Annotated in this window: 20 protein-coding genes; 12 read left to right on the forward strand and 8 right to left on the reverse strand. The window is 61.1% G+C overall.

Features of this window, described 5'->3' with window-relative positions; translation table 11 throughout:
• Positions 1-73 precede the first annotated feature (73 nt).
• The 4 genes from I2I05_RS11515 (at position 74) to I2I05_RS11530 (ending at position 3,999) form a co-directional block, all read left to right on the forward strand.
• Positions 74-310, forward strand: a complete 237-nt coding sequence (locus I2I05_RS11515) for a hypothetical protein (protein WP_196282386.1) — start codon at positions 74-76, stop codon at positions 308-310.
• Positions 307-1,227 carry a UDP-2,3-diacylglucosamine diphosphatase gene (locus tag I2I05_RS11520; protein ID WP_196282387.1) on the forward strand — a complete coding sequence of 307 codons (921 nt, stop codon included), beginning with the start codon at positions 307-309 and terminating at the stop codon, positions 1,225-1,227. Before I2I05_RS11515 ends, I2I05_RS11520 begins: the two co-directional genes overlap by 4 nt.
• Positions 1,228-1,275: 48 nt before the next feature.
• Positions 1,276-2,301, forward strand: coding sequence for a glycosyltransferase family protein (locus I2I05_RS11525; protein ID WP_196282388.1), 1,026 nt, complete (start codon positions 1,276-1,278; stop codon positions 2,299-2,301).
• Positions 2,302-2,601: 300 nt separating this feature from the next.
• A complete protein-coding gene (locus I2I05_RS11530; RefSeq protein WP_196282389.1) occupies positions 2,602-3,999 on the forward strand; it encodes a GH1 family beta-glucosidase in 1,398 nt (465 codons plus the stop codon).
• Between the two features lie 4 nt (positions 4,000-4,003).
• Here I2I05_RS11530 and I2I05_RS11535 read toward each other — a convergent pair whose 3' ends face one another.
• Together I2I05_RS11535 and I2I05_RS11540 are read right to left on the reverse strand one after the other, a co-directional pair.
• Positions 4,004-4,642, reverse strand: a complete 639-nt coding sequence (locus I2I05_RS11535) for a hypothetical protein (RefSeq protein WP_196282390.1) — start codon at positions 4,640-4,642, stop codon at positions 4,004-4,006.
• 301 nt (positions 4,643-4,943) lie between these two features.
• On the reverse strand, positions 4,944-5,408 hold the full coding sequence (locus I2I05_RS11540) for a hypothetical protein (RefSeq protein ID WP_196282391.1): 465 nt from the start codon (positions 5,406-5,408) through the stop codon (positions 4,944-4,946).
• 395 nt (positions 5,409-5,803) lie between these two features.
• Between I2I05_RS11540 and I2I05_RS11545 the strand changes: the two genes are divergently transcribed.
• From I2I05_RS11545 to I2I05_RS11560, 4 genes are all read left to right on the forward strand, one after another.
• Positions 5,804-6,262, forward strand: a complete 459-nt coding sequence (locus I2I05_RS11545; RefSeq protein ID WP_196282392.1) for a hypothetical protein — start codon at positions 5,804-5,806, stop codon at positions 6,260-6,262.
• A 126-nt stretch (positions 6,263-6,388) separates the two neighbouring features.
• Positions 6,389-8,551 (forward strand): tetratricopeptide repeat protein, encoded by a 2,163-nt coding sequence (locus I2I05_RS11550; protein WP_196282393.1) that lies wholly within the window; start codon positions 6,389-6,391, stop codon positions 8,549-8,551.
• Positions 8,552-8,901: 350 nt separating this feature from the next.
• Complete coding sequence (locus tag I2I05_RS11555; protein ID WP_196282394.1) at positions 8,902-9,825, forward strand: YitT family protein; 924 nt, start codon at positions 8,902-8,904, stop codon at positions 9,823-9,825.
• 78 nt (positions 9,826-9,903) lie between these two features.
• Positions 9,904-13,107: a cyclic nucleotide-binding domain-containing protein gene (locus I2I05_RS11560; RefSeq protein ID WP_196282395.1), complete on the forward strand. Its 3,204-nt coding sequence runs from the start codon at positions 9,904-9,906 to the stop codon at positions 13,105-13,107.
• 81 nt (positions 13,108-13,188) lie between these two features.
• Here I2I05_RS11560 and I2I05_RS11565 read toward each other — a convergent pair whose 3' ends face one another.
• From I2I05_RS11565 to I2I05_RS11575, 3 genes are read right to left on the reverse strand one after another with little or no spacing between them, the layout of a single operon-like run.
• Positions 13,189-14,544 carry a serine hydrolase domain-containing protein gene (locus I2I05_RS11565; protein ID WP_196282396.1) on the reverse strand — a complete coding sequence of 452 codons (1,356 nt, stop codon included), beginning with the start codon at positions 14,542-14,544 and terminating at the stop codon, positions 13,189-13,191.
• 48 nt (positions 14,545-14,592) lie between these two features.
• Positions 14,593-15,297: a LytR/AlgR family response regulator transcription factor gene (locus tag I2I05_RS11570; RefSeq protein WP_196282397.1), complete on the reverse strand. Its 705-nt coding sequence runs from the start codon at positions 15,295-15,297 to the stop codon at positions 14,593-14,595.
• Positions 15,298-15,349: 52 nt separating this feature from the next.
• On the reverse strand, positions 15,350-16,459 hold the full coding sequence (locus I2I05_RS11575; RefSeq protein WP_196282398.1) for a sensor histidine kinase: 1,110 nt from the start codon (positions 16,457-16,459) through the stop codon (positions 15,350-15,352).
• 231 nt (positions 16,460-16,690) lie between these two features.
• On the opposite strand from I2I05_RS11575, the gene I2I05_RS11580 reads away from it, so the two are divergent.
• On the forward strand, positions 16,691-18,013 hold the full coding sequence (locus tag I2I05_RS11580; protein WP_196282399.1) for an erythromycin esterase family protein: 1,323 nt from the start codon (positions 16,691-16,693) through the stop codon (positions 18,011-18,013).
• Between the two features lie 143 nt (positions 18,014-18,156).
• On the opposite strand, the gene I2I05_RS11585 is transcribed toward I2I05_RS11580, so the two are convergent.
• Positions 18,157-19,242 carry a hypothetical protein gene (locus I2I05_RS11585; RefSeq protein WP_196282400.1) on the reverse strand — a complete coding sequence of 362 codons (1,086 nt, stop codon included), beginning with the start codon at positions 19,240-19,242 and terminating at the stop codon, positions 18,157-18,159.
• A 105-nt stretch (positions 19,243-19,347) separates the two neighbouring features.
• On the reverse strand, positions 19,348-20,319 hold the full coding sequence (locus I2I05_RS11590) for a sulfatase-like hydrolase/transferase (protein ID WP_196282401.1): 972 nt from the start codon (positions 20,317-20,319) through the stop codon (positions 19,348-19,350).
• Between the two features lie 296 nt (positions 20,320-20,615).
• Between I2I05_RS11590 and I2I05_RS11595 the strand changes: the two genes are divergently transcribed.
• From I2I05_RS11595 to I2I05_RS11605, 3 genes are read left to right on the forward strand one after another with little or no spacing between them, the layout of a single operon-like run.
• A complete protein-coding gene (locus tag I2I05_RS11595) occupies positions 20,616-21,737 on the forward strand; it encodes an efflux RND transporter periplasmic adaptor subunit (RefSeq protein WP_196282402.1) in 1,122 nt (373 codons plus the stop codon).
• Entirely contained in the window at positions 21,734-22,990 is a 1,257-nt protein-coding gene (locus I2I05_RS11600) for an FtsX-like permease family protein (RefSeq protein WP_196282403.1), read from the forward strand. The genes I2I05_RS11595 and I2I05_RS11600 overlap by 4 nt, the downstream gene beginning before the upstream one ends.
• 1 nt (position 22,991) lies before the next feature.
• Entirely contained in the window at positions 22,992-23,687 is a 696-nt protein-coding gene (locus tag I2I05_RS11605; RefSeq protein ID WP_196282404.1) for an ABC transporter ATP-binding protein, read from the forward strand.
• Positions 23,688-23,787: 100 nt separating this feature from the next.
• Here I2I05_RS11605 and I2I05_RS11610 read toward each other — a convergent pair whose 3' ends face one another.
• Complete coding sequence (locus I2I05_RS11610; protein ID WP_196282405.1) at positions 23,788-24,486, reverse strand: hypothetical protein; 699 nt, start codon at positions 24,484-24,486, stop codon at positions 23,788-23,790.
• Between the last annotated feature and the right edge of the window lie 276 nt (positions 24,487-24,762).

Genomic DNA, 24,762 nt, shown 5'->3' on the forward strand with positions numbered 1-24,762 from the left:
GATAACGAAGGGGACACGGCGGCGGCCGAATTTTGGTAACAGGATAAAACCATCATTCACCAATTGACTTGCCATGTATTTTCCCGCTTTGGTTTCGGGGCTGCGGCGCCTGGGGCGCTGGCTTGCGTACGAGTTGTTTGAGTTGGCGCTGTGGGTGGCGTTTGGGCTGCACACGTTAGGGGGCCTGCGCTCGGCGTTTGGGGGTGGGGGCCGGTGGGGGGCCGGGCGGCAGCCGGGCCCGGCCATCCGGCCGCGGCGTTCGGCCGGGCCTTCGCGGGGAGCACGGTTCTCCCATTCGGCCGCCGCATGAGCAAAGCCACCTTCTCATTGCCAGAATCAGGACCTTTCAATTCGGCGCCGAACAAGGTGCCCCGTAAGCGCCGGGTGCAGGTGACGGTCATCAGCGACGTGCACTTGGGCACGTACGGCTGCCACGCCCAGGAACTGCTCCGCTACCTAAAAAGCATCCGGCCGCAGGTACTCGTGCTCAACGGCGACATCGTGGACATCTGGCAATTCAGCAAAAACTACTGGCCGCCGGCTCACATGCGCGTGGTGCGCTACCTGGCGGGCCTGGCCGCCAAGGGCACCAAAATCCATTACCTGACCGGCAACCACGACGAGTTGCTGCGCAAGTTTGCGGGACTGAAGCTGGGCCAGTTTCGGCTGGATAACAAGCTGGTGCTGGATTTGCCCCACGGCCGCACCTGGCTGTTTCACGGTGACGTGTTCGACGTGACCATGCGGCACTCCCGCTGGCTGGCCAAGCTGGGCGGGCACGGCTACGACTTGTTGATTCTCATCAATCGGGTGGTGAACTACTTGCTCGGTAAACTGGGCCGGCCGCGCGTGGCGTTGTCCAAGCTGGTAAAAGAGCGGGTGAAATCGGCGGTGGCAGCGGTGAGCAATTTTGAAGAAACGGCTGCCGCCATTGCGGCCGACGAAGGCTACCGCTACGTGGCCTGCGGGCACATTCACCAGCCCGAAATCAAAACCCTATCCACGGAAAAAGGAGAGGTCATTTACCTTAATTCCGGTGACTGGGTGGAAAACCTAACGGCCCTGGAATACACGGCCGAAGCCGGCTGGCAACTCTATTACTACAACGAAGACCCGGCCATGCAGCAGCCCAGCAGCCCCGACACCCCCGATGCGGCCGAACGGCAAGCCGATGCCAACCCCGCGGCCCTGCTGGAGGTGCTGCTGGCAGAATTTGGAATGAAATAAGCCGGTCGCTGCCCTGGCAACTCCGTAGAAGTCGTTTTACCGCTGTTTATGTCCCGCATTTTATACGCCATTCAAGGCACTGGAAACGGCCACCTCACCCGCGCCCTCGACGTAGTGCCCTTGCTGCAAGCCCGTTGCGACCAGCTTGACATCCTGGTCAGCGGTCCGCCGGCCGACCTGCCCGTCTCATTCGAGGTGAAGTACCGCGCCCGCGGCATGGGCTTTCTCTTTGGCAAAAAGGGCGGCATTGACTTTGTGAAAACGTTTTTGCAGTTCAATTCGGCCAAGTTTCTGCACGAGGTCAGGCACTTGCCGGTAAGTAGCTACGATTTGGTCATTAGTGACTTCGAGCCCGTGTCGAGCTGGGCTTGCAAGCTGCGCGAAGTGCCCTGCGTGGCCCTGAGCCACCAAAGTGCCGTGCTGCACCCGCAAGCCCCCCGGCCCGACCAGGAAGACCCCGCGGGCCGGGCCGTGCTCAAGCATTACGCCCCCAGTACCGCGCAGTATGGCTTTCACTTTCAGGCGTATGCGCCGGGGATTTTCACGCCCGTGATTCGCCAGCAGGTGCGCGAACTGAGCCCGGTGAACGAAGGTCATAACACCGTGTATTTGCCCGCTTTTGAGGAGGCGATTTTGGTGGAGCGGCTCCAGCACCTGAGCCGCTCTGTGCGCTGGGAGGTATTTAGCAAGCACAGCACCAACGCCGCCACGTACGGCAACGTGCAGGTGTGGCCCGTGAGCGGCCCGGCGTTCCTGGACAGCATGGCCCGTTCGGCAGGAGTGCTGTGCGGGGCGGGGTTCGAAACTCCCGCCGAAGCCTTATATCTCGGCAAAAAGCTCCTGGTCATGCCCATGAAGCAGCAATACGAGCAGCAATGCAACGCCGCCGCCCTGGATAAAATGGGCGTTCCCGTCATCAAAAACCTGAAAGACAAGAACTTGGACAAGGTAGACCAGTGGCTGCACCAGACTGAGACCGTGCCGGTGGACTACCAAGACCAGACCGGTGCTGTAATTGACCAACTGCTTCGGGAACAACTGCAACGCAATGGCATTAGGAAATCGTTGGTGTAGTAGAGCGATATAACAAGAAAAACGTCCTGCTGAGTGCCGCCAAAGCCTTTCTGCCGCGGCGCTTATCTTGCTGAGCCACGAAGCATCTTATCGCAGTCGGTTGATTCGTTCAATGGCAATAAGATGCTTCGTGCCTCAGCAGGACAGACGATTGAATGAATCGGTAGAGCTGCTTCAGTTGTGTTCAGCTATGACAATCAATTAGAATTATTACAAAACTCCCGTGCCCCGTGCATGCTCAAATTACCATCACGCTTTAAGGAGCCGTTGCCAGCGGCATTTTATCCGGCTTCGGCGCCCTTGCCCTTTTCAAGGGGCGATTTTGGGGCTGATTTTCATTGGGGAGCGGCCGCCGCAGCCTATCAGACGGAAGGCGCGTGGCAGCACCAAGGCAAGGGGCCAAGCATTTGGGATGATTTCACGCGCCGCAAGGGCACCATTCGGCGCAATGAGCACGGGCGCGTAGCCGCGGACTTCTACAACCGCTACGAAACCGACCTGGACTTGGCCCAAGGCATCGGGCTGACCGATTTTCGTTTCTCAGCGGCTTGGGCGCGGGTGCTGCCCGCAGGCACGGGCTCGGTGAACCGTCGCGGCCTCGATTTTTACGACCGGCTAGTCGATGCCTGCCTGGAGCGCGACCTCCGCCCTTGGCTCACGCTCTACCATTGGGACCTGCCCAGCGCCCTGCAAGCGCAAGGTGGCTGGACCAACCGCAACATTGTGGGTTGGTTTGCTGATTACGCCCAGGTGATGGCCCGGCGCCTCGGCGACCGGGTGCAACACTGGGCGGTGCTCAACGAGCCCATGGTGTTTGTGGGCGCGGGGCACCTGCTGGGCGTGCACGCGCCCGGCCGGCGGCACTTGGGGGCGTTTCTGTCGGCGGCGCACCATGCCACGCTGGCGCAAGCCGAAGGCGGCCGGGCCTTGCGCGCCGAACTGCCCGATACCGCTCAAATTGGAACGACTTTCTCGTGCTCCTATCTCACGCCGCACCGCCCCGGCAACCCCAAAGACGAAGCCGCCACCCGCCGAGCCGATGCCATTCTGAACCGCTTTTATGTGGAGCCCGCCCTGGGCCTGGGCTACCCGCTAGCCGAATTGCCAGCCCTGCGCTGGCTGCTGGAGCGCTACCAAAAGCCCGGCGACGACCAGCGCATGGCCTTCGACTTCGACTTTTGGGGCGTGCAGAACTACACCCGTGAAGTGGTAAAATTCTCGCCGTGGCTGCCGCTGCAATGGGCTGCTCTAGTGCCCGCCAAGCAGCGCGGCGTGCCCTATACTGACATGGGCTGGGAGGTGTTTCCGGAGTCTATTTACCAAATGTTAAAACAGTTTTCAGCTTATCCAAATGCACCAAAATTGCTGGTAACTGAAAGTGGTTCAGCGTTCCCAGATGTGTCAACCGGGGGCAGGGTGCACGACCCGGCTCGCCGGGCCTACCTGCAAGCGGCCATTGGCCAAGTGCTGCGGGCGCAGCGCGAAGGGGTAGATGTGGGTGGCTATTTTTCGTGGAGTCTGACCGATAATTTTGAATGGGCTGAAGGCTACGGTCCGCGCTTCGGCCTCATCCACATCGATTACGAAACCCAGGAACGCACCGTGAAAGACTCGGGGCTCTGGTACCAGGATTTCTTGGGCGGCGCAACGGTCACGGCGGGATTAAGCCACGGCCAGGATGCCCTCACGCGGCGCTGAAAACCTACCGCGCTTCGAGCAAATGTCGACAATTGATGAACTTCTCAATCAAATGTTCCGGGTGTTGCTCGTCAAATTCGCCGAAGCCCAATAGGAGGGCGGGGGCAGGCTGCACAAACCGGAGGGCCTGCTTCACGGCATCGAGGTACCAGCTGAGGCGCTCCCGGTCGCCGTCGGCCGCCGCAAGCTCGGCATCCCAGCGCAGGGCTTCGGGGTCTTTGCGCACCAAAAACGGCAGTACGAACGGAATGTAGCGGCTGAAAACCGGGTTTTCAGCTTGCGTGAGCCGGGTATCGGGCCACACGTTGTATTCGGCAAAGGAGGCGGGCGGCGCCACCAAAAACGGCGTCTTTTCCAGGGTCATTTCCCCAAACATCTCAATGCGGTTGGGCTGGGCGTAGAACTGGGCAAACGCCGTGTACCACACCGAAACCCCAGCCGGGTTGAGGAGCTGATATGGGTGAAATGTGCTGGCTATGCTGAACCCGCCGTGGGCACCAATAACCAGCTTATACAGCTCGCCAAATTTGTCAAAATCAGTTGATTGCTGGTAAGGATTGTTAGTGAGGCCGTAGAGATAGAAGCTGGCGAAATCATCTGGCGTTGGTCCGGCTGGGATGGTAGCAGGGGCGGTATCGGGCACGTGGAGTAGCTTTGGAAACGAGGTAGTAGAGGTATCAAACGGTTTTTCAGTACACAAACCTATTTCGGAATGGCTGAAAACTCCGCATTTCGGTGCCGGATGAAGCTGCTTGGTTGGTGCCCCCGGACAGCGAGGTGGCACCGATTGTGGCGTGGCTAGGCTGGGGCGGTAACGGCCAACATTGACAAGTAAAAAAGCATTGGCGCCGCAAACGAATCTGCGGCGCCAATGCCTGGGGCGATTTCTGTTTTATAGTAACCGCTCAGTAACCGCGCAATATTCAGAATCCTGTCTGTCCGGTTTACTGCTGCGGCACCAGCTTCACCCCGGTGTACAGCTGCGGGTTGTTCACGGAGGCCATGGGCTCGATGCTCCAGCGTTTATCGTACTGACTCACATTTGCCAGTTTAAGCAACGTCGTGTAGTCCGGCGTCAGCGCGTGCTTGGTTTTGATAAAGTAGCTGTTGATGCGCAGGGTTGCAGGGTTGTAGCTCACTACCAAGGCGGTAGTGTCGTGCCAGTAGGTATACAAGGCTTCGGTGCCGCCCGAGGGCAACTCCCGGGGCGTTCGGTCGTGGTCGGGACGAATGGAAAGGCCCGATAGCGGCTTGGCAATCTGGTCGGCGTTCATGCCAACCAAGGCGGGCACATCAAATACCCGTTCAATTTTCAGTGCCGATGTAGCAACGGGTACTTCGGTTGTTGGCTGGTCGGTAGCGGCGCAGCCCAACAACAGGGCCAAGGGAAGGAGAGAGGCGTAACGCATATAGAAAGTAGACGAAGGTGAACAGGACTGCTACGCAATAGCCTGGGAAAAGGCTGAGCTTGTTGGTCTCATCGCCAAGTTAATGGTAAAAATCAATATATTCAAATTTAATGACTATTGCCTGGTCGCTGCCTTCGGGAATGCGGAGCAATATGGGATACGCAGGTGAGCCCAATCCGACAGTTGGGGCACACGGCAGCATCCGTGCCGAACCAGGGGGCCCGGCAACGGCGCGGGCCCAGAAAATCCCCATCTGTTGGCAGGTTTCTGAGATATGGACTGCCTCAATAAGAGCAGAAAGACATACAAGCTGAATAATAATTTTATCAACAATCGTATAATTAATTAAATTATAACTACATTAATACTCAAATACGGACTTTAGCCACACCCATATGGAAGCACTCCAAACATTATCACCCTCGAAAGTGGGCCTGCAATCCACTACGATGCACATCCCGGCAGATAAATGGGCGAGTGCACTTGAAATTTTCAGTACCCAGCTGAAAAAACCTCGCTTTATTCCGGATGAGGCCAACGCCGAGCAAGCCGAGTGGGGAGTGTCGGGCGGCGTTAAGCTTATTTTGAAAAAAGAACCCGCGAGCACGGAAATATCGAGTGATAATTCCTTCCTGTTCCGATGCAAATCGAAGCCGGTTGCCGATGCCCTGTACAATGCGCTTCGGAGCCTGACGGATGACGCAAACGGCTCCTTCTGGGAAGGGTGCGAATTTGTGCTGGAAGACAACCAGGTGAAAGCAGGGGTAACCACCATCGGCAGCGTCAAGGTAAACCACTCTACTTCCGCACTGGCTTCCGTCTCACTCGGCGTCATCCATAACCCACCGTACTAAGCCAGTTGATTATAAAGCCTGTGCAGCGCACAAGCCAGCGAAGCAGGCGCTTGAAAACACCTGCCTACCCCTGTGGCCCGCATACGAAAGGGCCTGGTTGGCCTCCCGTTCTTTACGCTCGTAAGCATGAAACCGTACGTTTTTGTGCCACTCCTGCATTTGGGGCTGCTGCTTCTGCTTGGGTCCGCGTCGCCGGCTCGGGCGCAGGCGGAGCATAAGCTGGGAGTTTCGATGTCTCGGGCCGACACCGCCCAGGTGCGGCGCCTGCTGGCCCAGGCCTTGGCCTTGCGCACAGCTAATCCCGCACAGGCCGTGGAGCTTACGCGCCAAGCGCTGGTGCTTGCCCGGCAGCAGCACCACGCCAAAGGCGAAGGCGAGGCCCTGCTCGGGCTGAGCATATTGCACCGGCGCCAGGCCGAGTACGAGCCGGCGCGTCGGTACGCGCAGCTGGCGCAGCGCGTGTTTGGGCGCTCCGATGAAACCCGCGGGCAGGCCAACGCCTGGTTGCAGCTGAGCCTGATTGACATGCTGCAAGGCAACCCCGCGCCGGCCCTCAAGGCGGCCCTCAAGGGGCTGCCACTGGCCGAACAGGCCGGCGATGAGGTAACCAAAACGCGCTTGCAAGCCAATTTGGGTAGTATTTACTACACCATGGGGAACTACGACGACGCCCTGCCGGTGCTGCAAAACGTGCTGAAGCGCGGCCGACGGGCGGGCGACCAGCAGGTGGTGCTCACGGCCCTGAACGGCTTGGGCAATTCGTTTCAGATGCTGAAGAAGTGGCCCCAAGCCCTGGCTTACTACCAGCAAGCCCTGCGGCTTAGCCAACAGCTGGGCGACCTCTCGGGCGAGGCGGGCAACGAAACCAGTTTGGCCGAAGTGCATGGCCTGATGGGCCAGCCCGCCGAAGCCCTGGCGCACGGGTTGCGGGCCCGGCAGCTGGTGCACGCCACCCACGACGAATACAACCTGCCCTTGGTGGAGCTCATGCTCGCCCGCGCCTACGTGCTGAAGCAGCAGCCCGATAGCGCGCTCGCCCTGGCGCAGCACAGCCTCCAGCTGAGCCAGCAGGCCCGCAGCAACGACAACATCCGCAATGCGGCGGATATTATGGCGCAGGCCTACGCCCAGCGCGGCAATTTCCCGGCCGCCTATCGCTACCGCAACCTGCACATGGCCTACAACGACACGCTCTCGGGCGAGGATACGCAGCGCCGTACCAGTGCCCTGCGCTACGCCTACGAGCTGGAAAAGAAACAGGCCCAAATAGACCTGCTTACCAAAACCCGGCAGCTCCAGGCGCAAAAAGAGGCCCGGCAGCGCCAGCAGCTCTACGGCCTGCTAGCCGGGCTGCTGGGCGTGGTGCTGGTGCTGGGCCTGCTGTTGCGCAACATCGTCCTCAAGCGGCGCGCCAACCGGCACCTGGAAGAAAAAAACAAAGAAATTGCGGCCCACCGCGACAAATTGGGCCGCACCCTCACTCAGCTGCAAGCGGCCCAAAACCAGTTGGTGCAACGCGAAAAAATGGCCTCGTTGGGCGAGCTGACGGCAGGCGTGGCGCACGAAATTCAAAACCCGCTGAATTTCGTGACTAACTTCTCGGACGTGAACGTGGAGCTAACGGCCGAGCTGGAAGAAGAGCTGGCCAAGGAACCGCTGTCGGTGGGAGGCAGGCATACCATCGACCTGTTGTTGCAGGAGCTCACGCAAAATCAATCCAAAATCCACGAGCACGGCCACCGCGCCGACCTCATTGTGAAGCGCATGCTGGAGCACTCGCAGCCCTGCAACGGCAAGCGCCAGGTTGCCGACATCAACGCGCTGGTAGAGGAGTGCTTGCGGCTGGCCTATCACGGCTGGCGGGCTAAGAACAAAGACTTTACGGCCACCCTTAACTCGGACTACGACCCCCGCCTGAAGCCCGTGAAAGTAGTTTCCCAGGACATCAGCCGGGTGCTGCTGAACCTGTTGAACAATGCGTTTTACGCCGTGACCGAAAAAAGCAAAAAAGCCGCCAGTCCCTACTGCCCCGAAGTAAGCGTGCAAACCCGTCGAACACCTACGGCGGTGCGCATTCAGGTGCGCGACAACGGGGACGGGGTGCCGGTGGCCATGCGGGATAAAATCTTCCATCCCTTCTTCACCACCAAGCCCACCGGCGAGGGCACCGGCCTGGGCCTCTCGCTGAGCTACGACATCATTACCAAAGGCCACGGCGGCACGCTAAGCGTGGAAAGCACGGAAGGGGAATACACACAATTGACCGCCAGCCTACCCGTGACGCTGTAAAGCGGCGAGCATTTGCCAGAACTATTCCTTGCTTTATTAAGATTTATTTTATAAATTTAGGGTGCTTCGCCGTAAGGGGGCGTTTCTGGCTTTTGGCCGGTGCGCAGCTCTTGGGGGTGAAGCCGGCGGCTGACAGGCCTGTTTTCGGGCGCTGCGTTGCTGGGGTTCTTCGGTGCCAGCGTGCGCTTTCGGCATTAGGCTGGCTTGTCTCTGCTGCGCCCGATTGGTGGCCTGCCGGCCTGCAGTTGGGCAACCGACTGGTAGTGGATGCCTGAGTTTTGCTGGTTGCGATGTTGCTCGAACAAAATAGTCCGCCACCCTTCCGCCTCGGGCGGTTGGCTCCGCCCCTGATGCCTGGCTCCAAGCAGGCCGCGGCGCCCGAACTGGTGCCCAACAACCTACTCTTGGTGCTCGCGCGGCCCTGGTTGGGGCTGCTGCTGCAATCCCTGCTGCTGCTAGCCGGCGTGTTTTCAGCAGCGCTGGGCCTCAAAGGTTTCCTGCTGCCCAACGGATTTATCGACGGTGGGGTGACGGGCATGTCCTTGCTGATAAGCCAGTTGACGGACACTTCCCTCTCGCTGCTGATTGTGGTCATCAACATCCCGTTCATCATTCTGGGCTACCACCACCTCGGTCGGAAGTTCGCGCTTAAGACCTTGCTCACCATTCTGGCCCTGGCGGGGGCATTGCTGGTGGTCACCTTCCCCACGCTCACCCACGACAAGCTGCTGATTGCGGTGTTTGGCGGATTCTTTCTGGGCGCGGGCATCGGCCTGGCCATGCGCGGCGGAGGCGTGCTCGACGGAACCGAAATTCTGGCGCTGTACCTGAGCCGAAAGCTGCCCGTGTCAATTGGTGACATTGTGCTCATTATCAACGTCATCATCTTCTCGGTGGCGGCGTGGCTGCTGTCCGTCGAAACGGCGCTGTATTCCATTTTGGCGTATCTATCAGCCGCCCGAACGGTGGACTTTGTGTTGGTTGGCATCGAGGAATACACCGGCCTCACCATCATTTCCTTCCACAGCACGGAAATCAGGCGGATGATAACCGACAAGCTCAAGCGCGGCGCCACCGTCTACGAATGCACCCAGGGCTACGGCTCGCACGGCCATCAGCACCTCAAAGTCGAAGCCATCTTCACGGTCGTGACCCGGCTGGAGGTAGTTGAGCTAACGGATGAAATTCATAAAATCGACCCGCAGGCCTTTGTGGTCACCCAAAGCGTGAGCGACATGAAGGGCGGGCTCATCAAGAAGCGCGCGTTGCACTGAGCGGGCCCCTCGCCGCGCCACTGCCGCGCACCCTGCCGTCGTTTGCCCAAACCAGCAGGGATTAACAGGTTTAATGTCATGGAAAGCTGGTACCGATTTTTGGGAGTGCGGCCACGCGAAACCAAAGCGGTTTGGTTGTTTTTTGCGCACAATTTTCTGCTCGGCATCGGCACCATCCTGGTTTATGTGGCCGCCAACGTCGTTTTGCTGGCCGAGCATCCGGAGCGCAACTTGCCGCTGGCCTACTGCGTGGGCGCCGTGGCCATGATGGCGGTCGGGCGCCTGTATGCCTACGGCGAGCACCATTGGCTGTTGCGCAAACTTGCGGTGCGCGCCCTGCTGGTAGCGGCCGTGCTGACGCTGGTGCTGGGGGGGCTGGTGCTGCTCGGCCCTTCCGTGGCCACGGCCGTGACCATCATGACGGGGTACCGCCTGGTGTACCTGCTCACCAACCTGGAGTTTTGGGGCATGTCGGCGGTGGTGTTCAACGTGCGGCAGGGCCGGCGGCTGTTCAGCGTCATCAGCTCCGGCGACATGCCGGCCAAGGCCATTGGGGCGGTACTGGCCATTTTTGTTCATATAAACAACGCCCTGTATGCGCTGCTTTTTACCGCGGCAGCCACGTATTTATTGGCCTTCTTCATTCAGCGGGCCACCTTCCAAACGCAAGTGGGGGCAGCCCGGAACGCCCCAGAACCCGAACCCCAACAGCCGCGGCCGTCCCTGGTGCACCAGCTCCTGGGGGCCAGTCCGCTGGTGCGCGCCATGGGGCTCAGCCTCATGGCCATTGCGGCCGTGGCTGTGGGCGTAGAGTATTTGTTCTTCGTCAATGTGAAATACAAGCTGCAGGAGCAAGCCACGATTTTGCAGTACGTGGGCGGCGTCCTGGCCCTGACCTACCTGCTGGCCATGCTGTTCAAGCTCGCTTTTTCACGCCACGGCCTCGACCGGCTCGGCGTACGCTGGACGTTGGCCGTGCTGCCCCTTATGGCCTTGGCGGGGCTGCTACTATTTGGCGGATTGCAGCTGACCCACGCGGCTCCTGGCACGGTGATGCTGTATTTCGGCGGGCTGTATCTGGTGTTGGAGGTGCTGCGCCGGGCCATGTTTGAGCCGGTGTTTCTGGTGTTGTTTCAGCCCCTGGCTGCTCCGGAGCGGCTGGAAGGCCACTCCCTGGTCAAAGGATTTTACGAGCCGCTGGGGCTGGGGCTGGGCGGCGTGTTGCTGTGGAGCGGGCACACGTTTCCTGCCCTCAACCAATGGGCGCCGTTCATCTGGATGGGCGTGCTGCTGCTGCTGGCCCTGTTCCTGCTGCAGCTAACCTACTGGAAGTACATTGACGAGCTGAAGAGTGCCTTGGGCCTGCGGTTCACGTCCGCGCCGCCGCCCAGCGGGGCATCAGCGGGCAAGCCGGCGCCGGCAAATCCGAGTTCAAAAACAGCCGTGGAGGCAATTGAGCACTTGCAGAAAGCCCACGCCGATACGCTTTTCAGGCACGCCGACCTGCTGCTCAAGCATTCTGATAGCCGGGTCCGAAACCGGGTGCTGGGCCTGTTGGGCGACCGCGCCGACATCACGCTCCTGCGACGCCTGGCGTATGATGACCCCGATGCGGACCTGCGGCACATGGCCAGCCGAATGGCCAGCCTGCACCCCGAGGCCAATGACTTGCTGAACCACCACGACCTGGCCGTGCGCGGCGGCGCCATCCGGGGCCGGCTGGAAGCGGCGCCCACCGATGAAGGGGCCCTGGCCAGCCTGGCCGGTATTGCAGCGGCGCCCGATGCCAAAAGCCGCCTGATGGCTTTGGCCCTGCTCGATTTGCTCACCCCCGAGCAGCAGGTTGAGGTAGTAACCAGCAGCTTCCAGAGTGCCGACCAAGAGCTTGTGCAGGCGGCCGTGCAGGCAGCGGCGCGCGTGGCCAGCCCCAGCCTGCTGGGGCAGTTGGTGGCGTTGCTGCGCCACAAAGCCCTGCATAAGCCGGCCAGCGACGCGCTGCAAAAGACCGGTGCCGCCGCTCTGCCGTATCTCAAAGAGGCTTTTTCGCAGGAAACGGACGGGCGGAGCTTGCAGCTGGTGGCGCAAATTTGTGCCCGGATGGGCACGCCCGCCGCCCGCCAAGTGTTGGTCGACGTGGCCCAGGCCCCCAATTTGCACGCCCGGGCCGCCGCGTTGCGCGCCCTCAGCAGCTTTGAGAAAGTGCCCGGCGACATGCCACTCTTTCAGCGGCTGGTAGAGGAGGAAATGCGGTTTGCCCAGCACCTGCTGCACGGCATGGTGAAGGGCAATACCGAACTGCGCCGGGCCCTGCGCTACGAGCTGGGCAAAACCCAGCAGCGGATTTTTGGCCTGCTGATTCAGGTGTATGAACGCCAGCCAATGATGGACGCCCAGCGCGGGGTGGCCCATGCTTCCGGCGAACGGCAGGCCAACGCCCTCGAAATCCTGGATAATCTGATACCGCGCCCGCTGTACCAAGGCCTGCAGGCCATGCTCGACGTAGGCCGGCTGAGCGAAAAAGTGCAGGCTTTCGACGATTTGCTGGGCCCGGCCCGCATGTTGGAACCCATCCAAACGGTCATCATCCGCCGGGGCCCGGCCGCGTTTTCCGCCTGGACCATTGGCGTGGCGCTGCGGCAATGGGCGCCCCAGCTGACTACGGTAGCGCTGCTGCACCCGCACTTGCACGCCGCCAATTCTTTGGTTCAGGAAAGTGCCCTATCCGTGCTCCAGCAGCTCCCCGTGCAGCATCCGGCGGTGTTTGAGCAGTTTCTCGCCTTGTTCCCATCCATTACGCAACTACCCGTTATGAATGCTCAAGCCCAAACCCAACCATCCGGCATCTCCTCGCGCGACCGGGTGCTGATGCTGAAAGCCACTGCGCTTTTTGCCGAAACGCCCGAAAACGTCCTGGCGACCATCGTGCCCATCATGAAGGAAGTGACTTTTCAGTCCGATGAGAAGATTTTCGTCAAGGGCACGCTGGGTACGTCGCTGTTCATCGTATGCGAAGGGGAGGTTGGCATTTGGGATGGGACGCATCAGCTTACGACCTTTCATAAGGGAGACTTTTTCGGGGAGTTGTCGCTGCTCGATGCCGAGTCCCGCTCGGCCACCGCTGTTGCGCTGAGCCCGGTCATGGCTTTCCGCATCGACCAGGAGGACTTTTACGACGTGATGGAGGAATGCACCGAAGTGGCGCGCAACATCATGCGGGTGCTTTGCCAACGGCTGCGGCGGCAAAATGAAAAATCGCAGCTCATCGAGCAGGTACATACTTAAGCCAGATGGGGCTGTTCGCCCCGTTCCGGCCGTTTCCCATTCAGCCTTTGTTTCGGTGGGGCCATTCAGGTTGCCTTACCACTACCGACGGGCAGCTGTGCTTTGTCTCGGCAGGGTTTCCTTCACGCCGCCCTTTGTGAGCGTGAGGGCGTGCACGCGGCCGGATTTCGTCAGCAAAAATTCCACGGTGCGGTCGGGGTTTTTGCGGCTAAAGAACTTGCGGGGCGCTTCGGTCACCAGGGGCGTTTCCAAGTCTTGCAAGTACAGCTGGCCGTTGGCGTGCAGAATGCGGGTGGCGCCGTACTGGCCCGCGAAGGCCGGCAGCCCTGCGGGCGCCGCGGGGAGGGCCCGATGCACATAAGGCACTTCCACGGCTTTGCCAAACAGGATGCCCGCCAGCCCGTAGCCAATCCAGTGCGCTTCGGCCTGGTTGTTCGATAGCACGGTGACGAAAATCCCGTCCTGCGGGTAGCGGTCCAGCGTGGTCATGGCCCCGAAGTAGCCCCCGCTGTGCGTGAGCAGGTAGTGGCCTTGATTGTAGTAGGGGCTGATGAAGACGCCGTAACCGTATCGGTCCAAAAATCCATTGCCCGGAAACCGTTGGTTGTGCGGGGTCGCCATGAGGGCCTTGGACGCCTCCGAGAGCAGGGCCGTACCGCGCAGCGCCCGGTCGAGTTTGGCCAGGTCGCCCGCCGTGGAATACAGCCCGTCGTGCCCCACGTTGAGGTCCCAGTTGATGTACGGGTTTTTCACCAGCGCATCGCCCTCCCGGTAGTAGAGCCGGGCTAGGCGGGGCACCAGGGCCGTGGTGCTGTTCAGGCCGGTCTGGCTCATGCCCGCCACGTCGAAAATGTGGCGTTGCAGGTACGCGCCGTAGGAAAGCCCCGAGGCTTTTTCGATGATTTGGCCCAGCAGAAAATAGCCCACGTTGCTGTAGCCCACCCGCGTACCCGGGGCAAATTGCACGGGCTGCCGTTTCATAAATGCCAGGGCAGAATCTTTCGACACGGCCGTGTGGTCAAGGTACAGCTCTTCAAAATCGAGGGCCAGCCCCGCCGTGTGGGTCAGCAGCTGATGCACGGAAATGGCGTCGCCGTTTGGGAAGCCCGGCAGAAAGGAGTTGAGCTTGTCGGTGAGCTGCAGCCGGCCGCGTTCGGCCAGCTGCAGAATGGCCAGGGCGGTGATGTGCTTGGTGATGGAGGCCAGGGCAAACCTGGTCTCCAAGGTGTTGGGTACTGCCCATTCGGCATCGGCCAGCCCGTAGGCTTGCTGCAGCAGCACGGTGTCGTGGCGCGTCACGAGCACCACGCCCGCGAAACGGTTGATGTCGTGCTGGCCTTGCATGTAGGCCGCGAGGCGTTGCGGCACCGGCTGCTGGGCAACGGCCGGGCGCGCAAGGCCCAGCCCGAATAGCAATAGGAAGGGGGATAGGCGCATGAGTTGAAGACGATGCAAAGGAGGGGAGGACGGCCGAGTCGCCGGCCCTTACTTTTTGAAGAAAGCCAGCAGCTCGCTGCGGTAGGAACTGCCGATGGGCAGCAGCGTGTTGTCGAGCAGCCGCACGTGTTCGGGTTGCAGCCGCCCGATGTGCGCCGCCGCCACTATGTAGGAGCGGTGCACGCGCAAAAAGGCCGGCCCCAGCACTTCCCCCATTTCTTTCATGGTTTGGTGCAGCAGGTAGGTCTTGGTCGCTACCGCAATTTTGACGTAGTCTTTGCAGCCCTCCACGTACACGATGTCGCGGTGCGGCACCTTCAGCAATTCCTGGCGCTCCTTCACCAGCAGGTACTTCTCGGTGGCCGCCTCGGGCTCGGGAGCGGGTTGGGCCGCGGGCAGGCGGGCAATGGCCTTTAGAAACCGCTCGTAGCTGAAGGGTTTGAGCAAGTAGTCAAGCACATTCAGCTCGTGGCCTTCGTAGGCGTACTCGCGGTAGGCCGTGGTGAGGATGGTGCGGGGCGGGTTTTTGACGGTGCGCAGGAAGTGTAGCCCCGTCACCAGCGGCATTTCAATGTCAAGAAACAGCAAGTCCACGGGGTGCTGGGCCAGGTGGTCGTAGGCTTCCATGGCGTTGCGGCAGGTGCCCGTGAGCGTGAGCCCGGGCGTTTGGTCGATAAACCGGGTGAGCACTTGGTGAGCCAGCGGCTCGTCGTCCACAATCAGGCAGCGAACGGGGGCAGGCGGGGTCGGCATGGAGCGGGAGGAATGAAAACGGGAAAGAAAGGCGCGGTGGCGGGATGGGGCCTTAGAGCCGCAGCGTGAGCTCGGCCCGGTAGCGGCCGTTGTGCTCTGTCAGGTGCAGTTCGTGGGCGTGTGGGTAGTAGAGGTGCAGGCGCTGGCGAATGTTCTGCAGGCCGATGCCTCCGCGGCGTTTGGGCGAGGCGGCCGGGGCGTCGGGCAGCAGGTCGTTTTCGATGAGAAAGTGCAGGCGGCCGGGCGTGGTGGTGAGGGTGGCTTCCACGCTGGCGTCGTCGGAAAAGTGGTGGCGGCCGTGCTTGAAGCTATTTTCCACCAGCGGCAGCAGCAGCAGGGGCGGCACCAGCACGTCGGTGGCCTCGGCGGCGCCCACGGCCCGGAAGGCCACCCGGGCCCCGGCGTACTTGCGCTGTTCCAGCTCGAAGTAATTTTCGAGAAACGACACTTCCTCTGCCAGCGCAATCTGCGGCTTGCCGCTGTCGTAGAGCACGTAGCGCATCAGGTCCGAGAGGAGCAGGATAAAGCGCGGCGTTTCGGGCGAGCCGGCCAAGCTCAGGCCGTAAATGCTGTTGAGGGTATTAAAGAGAAAGTGGGGCTGCAACTGCGCCTTGAGCTGCTCCATCTGCAGGGCCGAATGGTCTTGCTCCACGCGGCGGCGGCGGGTTTCGTGCTCAAACGCCACCTGCACAAATGCCACGCAACTGAAGGCCAGCACGTCGGTGAAGAGCAGGCCGAGGTAGGGCTGCTGGCGCGTCAGGAGCTGGGCGGCGGCCTCCAGGTAGCCCCGGTGGTAGTAGTCGGCCAGCAGGGGCGGGTGGGCCACGTGCTGAAACAGGCCGTGGGCCAGCGCCATATTCAGTCGGATGGCCACCCAGCTATAGCCCACCGCCACCAGCCCCAGCAGCAGGTAGCGGCGGCGGCGCAGCAGCGCCGGCACCGCCACCCGGTAGTAGGGCACAATGTAGAGCGTGGCCACCAGGGCAAATGCAATCAACTGGGGGTAAGGCAAATTGGCGCGGTCCGGGGAACGCTCCGGCACGGCTTCCATGAACAGGGCGTACTTATAGAGGCCCACGTAGAGCACCCAGACCATGCCCTCAAACACAAGAGGGAAACGGCTTGGCCGGTCGGCGGCAGCTGAGGAGGACAGGGGTTTCATGGGGCCAAGTTGGGGGATTTTCCGGCCACTGCCCGTGCGTCTGGGCCTGAATTTCGACCAACGCGGTGATTTTTTCGACTAAAAAAATCGCACGGCACTTTGGTCGCTCCTAGGCCCCGGGTGGTCGAAAAAAGCTTCCCAACGGCAGCAAGAGGCAATTCCTTTGTGTCGTTGCCAGTCGCTGAGACGGCCGGCGCAGCTCTCACATCACACGCTCTTTTTTGCCTACTTATGAAAAGCACTTTCCGCACCCTGCTCGCCGCCGCCTTGCTCACTGCTCCCGCCGCCGCTGCCTTCGCCCAAACGGTCCCAACTGCCGCCACCGATACGGCCCGCATCGTGCTCGATGCGTCTGTCGTCAACTCTGTAAACACGCAGAGCTATTTTCTCTTTCGCCAGGCTGTGCGGCCCCTTATCGAGCAGATGGGTGATAAAAAGGTGGTGGCCCTGGGCGAAGGCACCCATGGCACGGCCGAGTTTTACAAGCTGCGGTTCTGGCTCACGCGCATTCTGATGGAAGACAAGGGCTTTACCCAAGTAGCCCTCGAAAACAGCTACGGCGACTGCTACCGCCTGAACCAAGCCCTGCACTCGGCCACCCTCGACGACCTTAAGCCCCTGATGAAAAAGCACCTGCTCAGCATCTGGCAAAACCGCGAAACCGAGGAAATGCTGAACTGGATGCACACCTACAACACCTCCCACCTGCGCAAGGTCGAGCTGGCCGGCATCGACGCCATGTACGGCACCGCCGCGGCCGAGCTGCTGCGCGAAACGCTGGCCCATTCTACCCCCGAAATCGTAGCTCTCACCCAGCAGCTGGTGCAGCAGACCACGCTGCAGGCTCAAATCTGGACCAACCTCAACGACCGCAGCATTCCCTTCAAACGCCCGGAGATGATGGCCAATGGCTGGGCCGGCTACGAAACCACTGAGCAACTGGCCCAAGCCCTAAAAAAAGTGAAGCTGCCGAAAAAGCAGCGCGCCGCCGTGGCCGGGGCCGTGCAGAGCCTGCAGCTGCACTTCGACACGTTTTACCAGCCCAAAGTGAACAAGCGTGAGTCATCGCGCGACAGCGTGATGGCGGAAATGACCAAGTTCTTGGTGCGGGGCAAAGGCAGCAAAGTCATCATCTGGGCCCACAACGCGCACGTTTCGCGCAGCTTGCCCGTGCCCGGCGACAACAACGGCGGCGGCACCGGCAAATTCCTGGAGCGCGCGTTCCCCGGCCAGTACTTCGTGCTGGGCACCAGCACCGCCACCGGCACCGTGGCCGCCACCACCCATCGGTTTATTACCACGGCCAGCCCCATGGCGGCCTATCCGCTGGACGCGCCGGTGGCCGGCTCCTGGGAACAGGCCTTTAACTTGGTCACCCCCGCCACTTTCTACGTCAATACCCGCCAGCTGACCGCCGCCGGCCAGAAGCACCCCCACCGGCTGGTGGGCTACAGCCCCCAGAGCGGCGCCGATTCCTACTACCCCTTGGCCTTGAGCCGGGCCTACGACGCGCTGCTTTTCGTGCGGCAAACCACGGCGGCCACGCCCCTTTAACATTCGGCCGTTCGGCAAATGCCCCCATCGGCAAGTCCCTGCGAAGCATAAGATTCGTTGAGCTGGCAGACAAACCAGTTGGCCGGTTCACGGCAGCCGACGCAGCCCCTGACCTAAACGGTTTGGGGCTGCGTCGGCTGCCGTCAGTCAAAGCCGCGGATGTGGATGCGCTTCTCTTCATTGCGGTGCCCCGCCCGCACGATTTGTCGCTCAAAGGCTTTGGGGTCGTTGAGGACGTCATAGAAATCATTTAAATAGCGGATGGCAAAGTCTTGCTCTTGCCGGCTGAGGTAGGGACAGGCCCGGTACACGTAGTTAAGGGCTTCGCGCCGGGCGTTGAAGTGGTGGCGCACGGCGGCGTAGGTGGCCGGGGGGAAGGTGAAGCCCCGATACAGCCGTTGCCGGACCGACGTGATGCCGAGCTGCTCGGGCGGCACAGCGTACGGGGCCATTACCAGCCCGCTGTAATCAAAATCGAAGGCCACGGGCAACGGCGGGGCCTGCAGGTTTTGGCTCAGCAGCCGGATGTTGTGGCGGTAGGGCACCGACCAATCCGTGTTGCCAATCAGATACTGAAACACGACCATCGTAGCCGTGGCCGTCGGGTTGAGGTTTTCCATGCCGATAACCAGGCGCCTGGGCACCACGGTGGCCTGGTGGCGCTGCGCGAGGGCTTCTGTCGGCTCCAGAAAAAAGGCGTAGTGCGCTTCGGCGGCGCCCCGGCCGCCGCTGTCGTGGTAGGTGATGCGGCAGAGCCGGACGCGGTAGCTCAGGTCCGTGAGCACGTTGTAGAGCTTGTACACCAAGTATTCGCGCAGGGTGTATTTATCAGACAAGCAGTGGGTGGTCAGCTTCAGCTCCTCCACCGGGCCAAAGAGGGAGCCCGGTCGGCTTTCGGGCGGAAATTTCACCCACAGCGGCGGGAAGTCGCACACGGCGGGGTCTTTGCGCCGGTTTCCGCGCACTTGCACCTGCACGGCCAGCGTGTGTTGGGCCGCGGCGGCATCGCGGTAGGAGAGGCGGGCCGGGTGCAAGCCGGGCGTCGCGCCGCGGTCGTTCAGGACCCTTGCCCGCGGCAGCACCAAGGTCAGCTCGACAAGTTCGTCCCGCGAAAAAAACGGGTTGTCAGGCGCCGGGACGCAAACGCTTTCCCGAGGGCCGGCCAGTACCGGCACCGGCCGGCCCAGCCACAGGCCCAGGCTAATCAGAACCGATAGCAGCGGAAGCATGGCAGCAGCAGCGCAGCACGCAGCTGCGGGTTGAGGAGCCACCGGACCGGGAAAGCGCCCACCGGGAAGAATGGCGGCTTCGGGTGGAGGAGATTTATGGGTTAGTTAGCGCTTAAATAAGGCCTCTATCGGCTTGCCTTGGCCCTGGGCAAACGGAAAACCCAGTAGATAAGCCACCGTGGACGGAATGTCGAGCAAGGTGTGGGGCTCCTTGATGGTGCGGCCTTTTTTGAAATCCGGCCCCAGGGCCAGCAAGCTGATGTGCCGGCACCCTTCGCAGCCATCGCCGTGCTCCACCCACCCCGGGGGCACGCTGTTGAGGTGCCGGCCGTGGTCGTTGGTGATGAGCAGAGTCGTGTTGTTGCGGTAGGCTTTGTTCCTGCGCAGGAAATCGTACAATTCCATCACGTACTTGTCGTCCCGGGCGATGCCCCGCACGTAATTGGGCCAGTTGGCGGCGTGGGCAAAGCCGTCGGGCTCCATAAAATTGATGAGCACCAAGTTGGGCTTGTGCTGCGTAAGGATGCGCTTGGCGGCCACCAGGGTCAGGGAATCGGCGCGGTAGCCGGTGCCCGGGCCGCCCACGCCGCAGTCGAGGGAAGGCGGCAACTGGTCCTTCCACTCCGGGTTCAAGGTATTGGCCAGAATGTGCAGCTTGTCTTTGCTGGTGATGAGCCAGGCGGCGGTGGCGGGCTTGCCCGTGGCCTTGCGCCAGAGCTGAAAGATGGAAGGCTGCTGCGGCAGCTCTTGGTCAAAATTGTCGATAGCCTGGTCGATGCCCGTGGTAATAGCCGCATGCCCCGAGTTGGTGTAGGTGAAGCCGTTGTTGTAAAACTGGGAGAATAGCACGCCCCGGGGCTTCAGCCGGGTGGCCATGTTGGGAATCAGGCCCGGAATGCTGTCCCAGGTTTCGGAGTACCGGGGCCCGTCGATGACCACAATGATGACGTTTTTGGTGCGCAGCCCTTTTTTAGGCGGGTCTGGGGCGAAAGCGCAGAGCACCAGGAGCCAAGGGCCGCAGCAAACGGCGCACTTGAGTAGGCGGCTCCACCGCCCGAGAGAGGCAAAAAAGGCCATAGCGCTGGACGCAGTAAAAAGGAGTTACGGGAACATAGGGTTTACGTTAGCAACCGCATGAAAGATGTGAAAATATTGCTAATGAGGAGTTTAACAGTTAGAGGCCGAAGCGTCAGGGCCGGAAAGGGCAGGGGATTAGCCGCCCGCACTTAAGCATGGTGCTAATTCGGGCCTTTGCGGGGAAGATGACAATAATCGAAAATTCAATTGATTACGGTCATTCTTTGGGGCGGGAATCCGGTAGAAATTGCCGCAGGCACGGCACCCAAGTGGCGTCGGCAGCCGCGTGTCCGCCCATGAACGCCAATCAGCCCCTGCTGCCATGCCTGCCCGCCGTGCTGCCCGGGCGTTGGCTGCTGCTGATAAGCTTGGCTTTGGCCGGCTGCCGGGACAAGGCCGAGCGCGTGAAACCCGTCTGGTCGGCCATTTCCGAATCGGTGTACGCGGCCGGTACGGTTAAGAGCGGGCGGCAGTACCAGGCTTTTGCCAGCGCGGGCGGCATCATTCAGACCGTGTTTGTGCGCGAGGGCGACTCGGTGCGGGTGGGCACGCCGCTGCTTTCCATTGCCAGCGACGTGCAGCAGCTGACCCAGGAAAACGCCGCCCTGGCCGCCCGCTACGCCGCCGTGGCCGCCAACCAAAGCCAGCTCCAGGAAGCCCGCGAACGCATTGCCCTGCAACGCCGCACCATGCAGAACGACCAGCTGCAGCTCACCCGGCAGCGCCAACTCTGGCAGCAGTCCATCGGCACCAAGCTGACCCTGGAACAAAAGGAGCTGGCCTACGCCGCCTCCAAAACCGCCTACGAATCGGCGGTGCTCAGCTACCAGACGCTCAAAAAACAGCTCGATTTCGCCGCCGCGCAGTCGCGCAAAAACCTGCAGATTGCCCGGACGAAGGCCAGCGATTTCGTCCTGCGCAGCAAAATCAACGGCATCATCTACCAGCTCTATCGAGAAAAGGGCGAGGCCGTGACGCCCCAAACGCCGCTGGCCTTGCTCGGCGACGCCCGCCACTTCGTGCTCGAAATGCAGGTAGACGAGTCCGACATCGTGAAAATCCGCCCCGGCCAGCTGGTGTTGGTGACTTTGGACAGCTACAAAGGCCAGGTTTTCCAGGCTCGCGTCACCACCATTTCGCCGATGATGAACACCGGCACCCGCACGTTTCAGGTCGATGCGGCTTTCGTGCGCCAGCCGCCGGTGCTGTATCCGTTCGTCAGTTTCGAGGCCAATATCGTGCTGCAAACCAAGCCCAAAGCCCTGCTCATTCCGCGCCGCCTGCTGGTGGACGACTCCACGGTGCGGAAGGCCAACGGCCAGCTGGCGCGGGTGAAAACCGGCCTACGCGACTACCAGATGGTAGAAATCCTGGCGGGCCTCACGCCCGACGATGAAATCACAGCCCCCGCAAAATGAACCTGCCCCTGCTTTACGACGTGGCCCTGTCGCTGCTGCTGGCCCGCTGGCGGCAGACGCTGGTGGCAGCCATCGGGGTCACCTTCAGCATCACCATGTTCATTGCGCTGCTCAGCTTTATGTCGGGCCTCAACCAGCTGCTCGATGGGCTGGTGCTGAACCGCACGCCCCACGTGCGCCTCTACAACGAGGTGAAACCGGCCCCGCAGCAGCCCATCGACCGCTACACCGGCCGGCGGCAGCACAATTTCATCCGCTCCATCAAGCCCAGCGACGAGCTGCCGCGCATTCACAACGCCGGGGCCATCATCGCGGCCCTGCGCCACGACCCGCGGGTGCGCGGCGTGGCTCCCAAAACCCAGGCCCAGGTGTTCTACAACGTGGGCACCATCGACCTCACGGGCACTATCAGCGGCATTGAGGTGGAGCAGGAAGACCGGCTTTTTGCCTTCGGCGACTACGTGGTGGCCGGCAATCCGCTCAACCTCAAAACCGTGGCCAACAGCATCATCCTCGGCAAAGCCGCCGCCGACCTCATGCTGGTGGGCGTGGGCGACGTGGTCCAAATTACCACCGTGAAGGGCAACCGCGTGCAGCTCAAGGTGGTCGGCCTGTTCCAGTCGGGCCTGCTGGAGGTAGATAAGGTGCAGAGCTATACCTCGCTGGCCACTGCCCAAAAGCTGCTCGGCGAAGCCAACAACTACATCACCGACATTCAGATAAAACTCCACGATTTCACCCTGGCACCCCGGCTGGCCGAGGAGTACGCGCAACGCTACGAAGTGCAGGCCATGGACATCGAAACCGCCAATTCAGATTTTGAAACCGGCACCACTATCCGCACCCTCATTTCCTACGCCGTGGGTGTCACACTGCTGATTGTGGCGGGCTTCGGGATTTATAACATTCTGAATATGATGATTTACGAGAAGATGGACACCATTGCCATCCTCAAGGCCATTGGGTTTGCGGGGCGCGATGTGCAGCGGCTGTTCGTGGCGGTGGCGCTGTCCATCGGGCTGTCGGGCGGCGGGGTGGGGCTGCTGTTCGGGTTCGGGCTCTCGGCCCTCATTGCGCGGGTGCCGTTTCACCCGGCGGCGCTGCCCACGGTACACACTTTCCCGGTCAATTTCGACCCGCTTTTCTACGGCATTGGGGCGGTATTTTCGCTCGTTACCACCTATTTGGCGGGGTATTTCCCGGCCCGCAAGGCCAGTGTGGTCGACCCGGTCGTCATCATCAGAGGCAAGTGAGATGGACACGCCCGCGCTCGAAGCCCGCCAGATTACCAAGTATTTCGACGACCCCGTGCGGGTGCAGGTGCTGCACGGCCTCACGTTTGCGCTGGGCCGGGGCGAGTTTGCGGCCGTGGTAGGCAAGTCGGGCTGCGGCAAATCGACGCTGCTCTACATCCTCTCCACCATGGACACGATGTACGAAGGCGACCTGCTGATTGACGGCGTGCCCATGCGCGATAAAAGAGAAGCCGAACTGGCCCGCGTGCGCAACGAGAAAATCGGCTTCGTGTTCCAGTTTCACTACCTGCTGAACGAGTTTTCGGTGCTGCGCAATGTGATGCTGCCCGCCGAAAAACTAGGCAAATTATCGAGCCCGGAAATCGAGCACCGCGCCTACGAAAAGCTAAAAATCCTCGGCATCGAAAGTGAAGCCCTCAAGAAACCCAACCAACTCTCGGGCGGCCAAAAGCAGCGCGTAGCCATTGCCAGGGCGCTTATCAACGACCCGCTCATCATCATGGGCGACGAGCCTACGGGCAACCTTGACAAGAAAAACGGCGAGGTCGTGTTCGATATTTTCAAGGAGCTGGCCGAAACCTACCACCAAGCCCTGCTCATCGTAACGCACGACCCCGAGTTTGCCGCCAAAACCCATCGCATCATCGAAATGGAAGATGGCCGCATCCGTAATGAGTTAGCTACTTTCTCGTAATCAAAATCTTAGGCTAGGCAATTCCCTCTGCATTGGAGCGCCAATACTACCAATGCCAAGTGCACGATTGATGGTAGGGAAGAAGCCCGCTTTATTGGTTTTAACTAATACAGGGCGTGCGCAGGTCGACAAATACCAGGTACCAGCGCCCCGCGTTGCCTGGGCGTTTGGCAAAATGAAACCGAAAGCCGCTGCGGGTGTGCAACACCGTGCGGCCTACCCGCGCTTGCGCCGCCTGCCCCTGCGCCAAGGTGCCATCCTTCAGCCGGGTGCGAGACCACAAATCCAGGGCTTTAAAATCGGTGGCTGGGCCACCAAAACAGCCATCCCGCTCATAGCCGGACCGCCCATTCCGCCGCTCGCCGCAATCAATATCCGGAAACTGCGGCACGGCCAGCAGCGCGGAACATGGTTGAAGCTGCCGTTCGACGCTCTGCAACGGCACGCGGGCATAGGCCTGCCGAAACGCCGCGCCCGCCGCAACCCGCGTGATAACCAAGCCCGTGGCGCCATCTTCTACCACCCACAGGCCCAGCGCGGGGTCGATGAGCTGGTTTAGCTGCGCCGTATCGTGTCGGCGTAGGGCGGTTTGCAGGCGCGTCCAGGGTTCGGCCGCTTCCGTGTCGAGGGGCAGCGCCGGGGGCAGGGGGCGCCGGGCCCGGCCACTCGTATCGGTGGGCAACTGGGACACGACGGGGACCTGCCGGCTGGGCTGGCCAGCCTCTTCAACGGGCCGTCGGGTTTCGCAACCGGCCAATGAAACGGCCAGCACCCATGGTAACCAGCGTTGCGTTTGCATGGCGGGAGAAGTTGAGGTGGGCAAGCACTGATGGGGGGGCAAAATGGAGTGCCGGCCCACCGTTGTCAGCAGCAGGGCATCAGCTGCCCGTTGCCCAAAATTCAGCCTCCAATCCCGCTTTAAAAATGACCAAACTCATGGTGCGGTCTGATGTAATTCATGGATGTGAGGGAATTAGGTGTCGCCGGACCTGATGGGTAAGTTTCGGGCCCAGTTGAGGTGGTCAAAGCACGCCGGACGTAAGAGAAATGCATATTGCTTCTCTTCGGAATGCCT

This window comes from Hymenobacter jeongseonensis, from assembly GCF_015694725.1.
Lineage (GTDB): Bacteria > Bacteroidota > Bacteroidia > Cytophagales > Hymenobacteraceae > Hymenobacter > Hymenobacter jeongseonensis.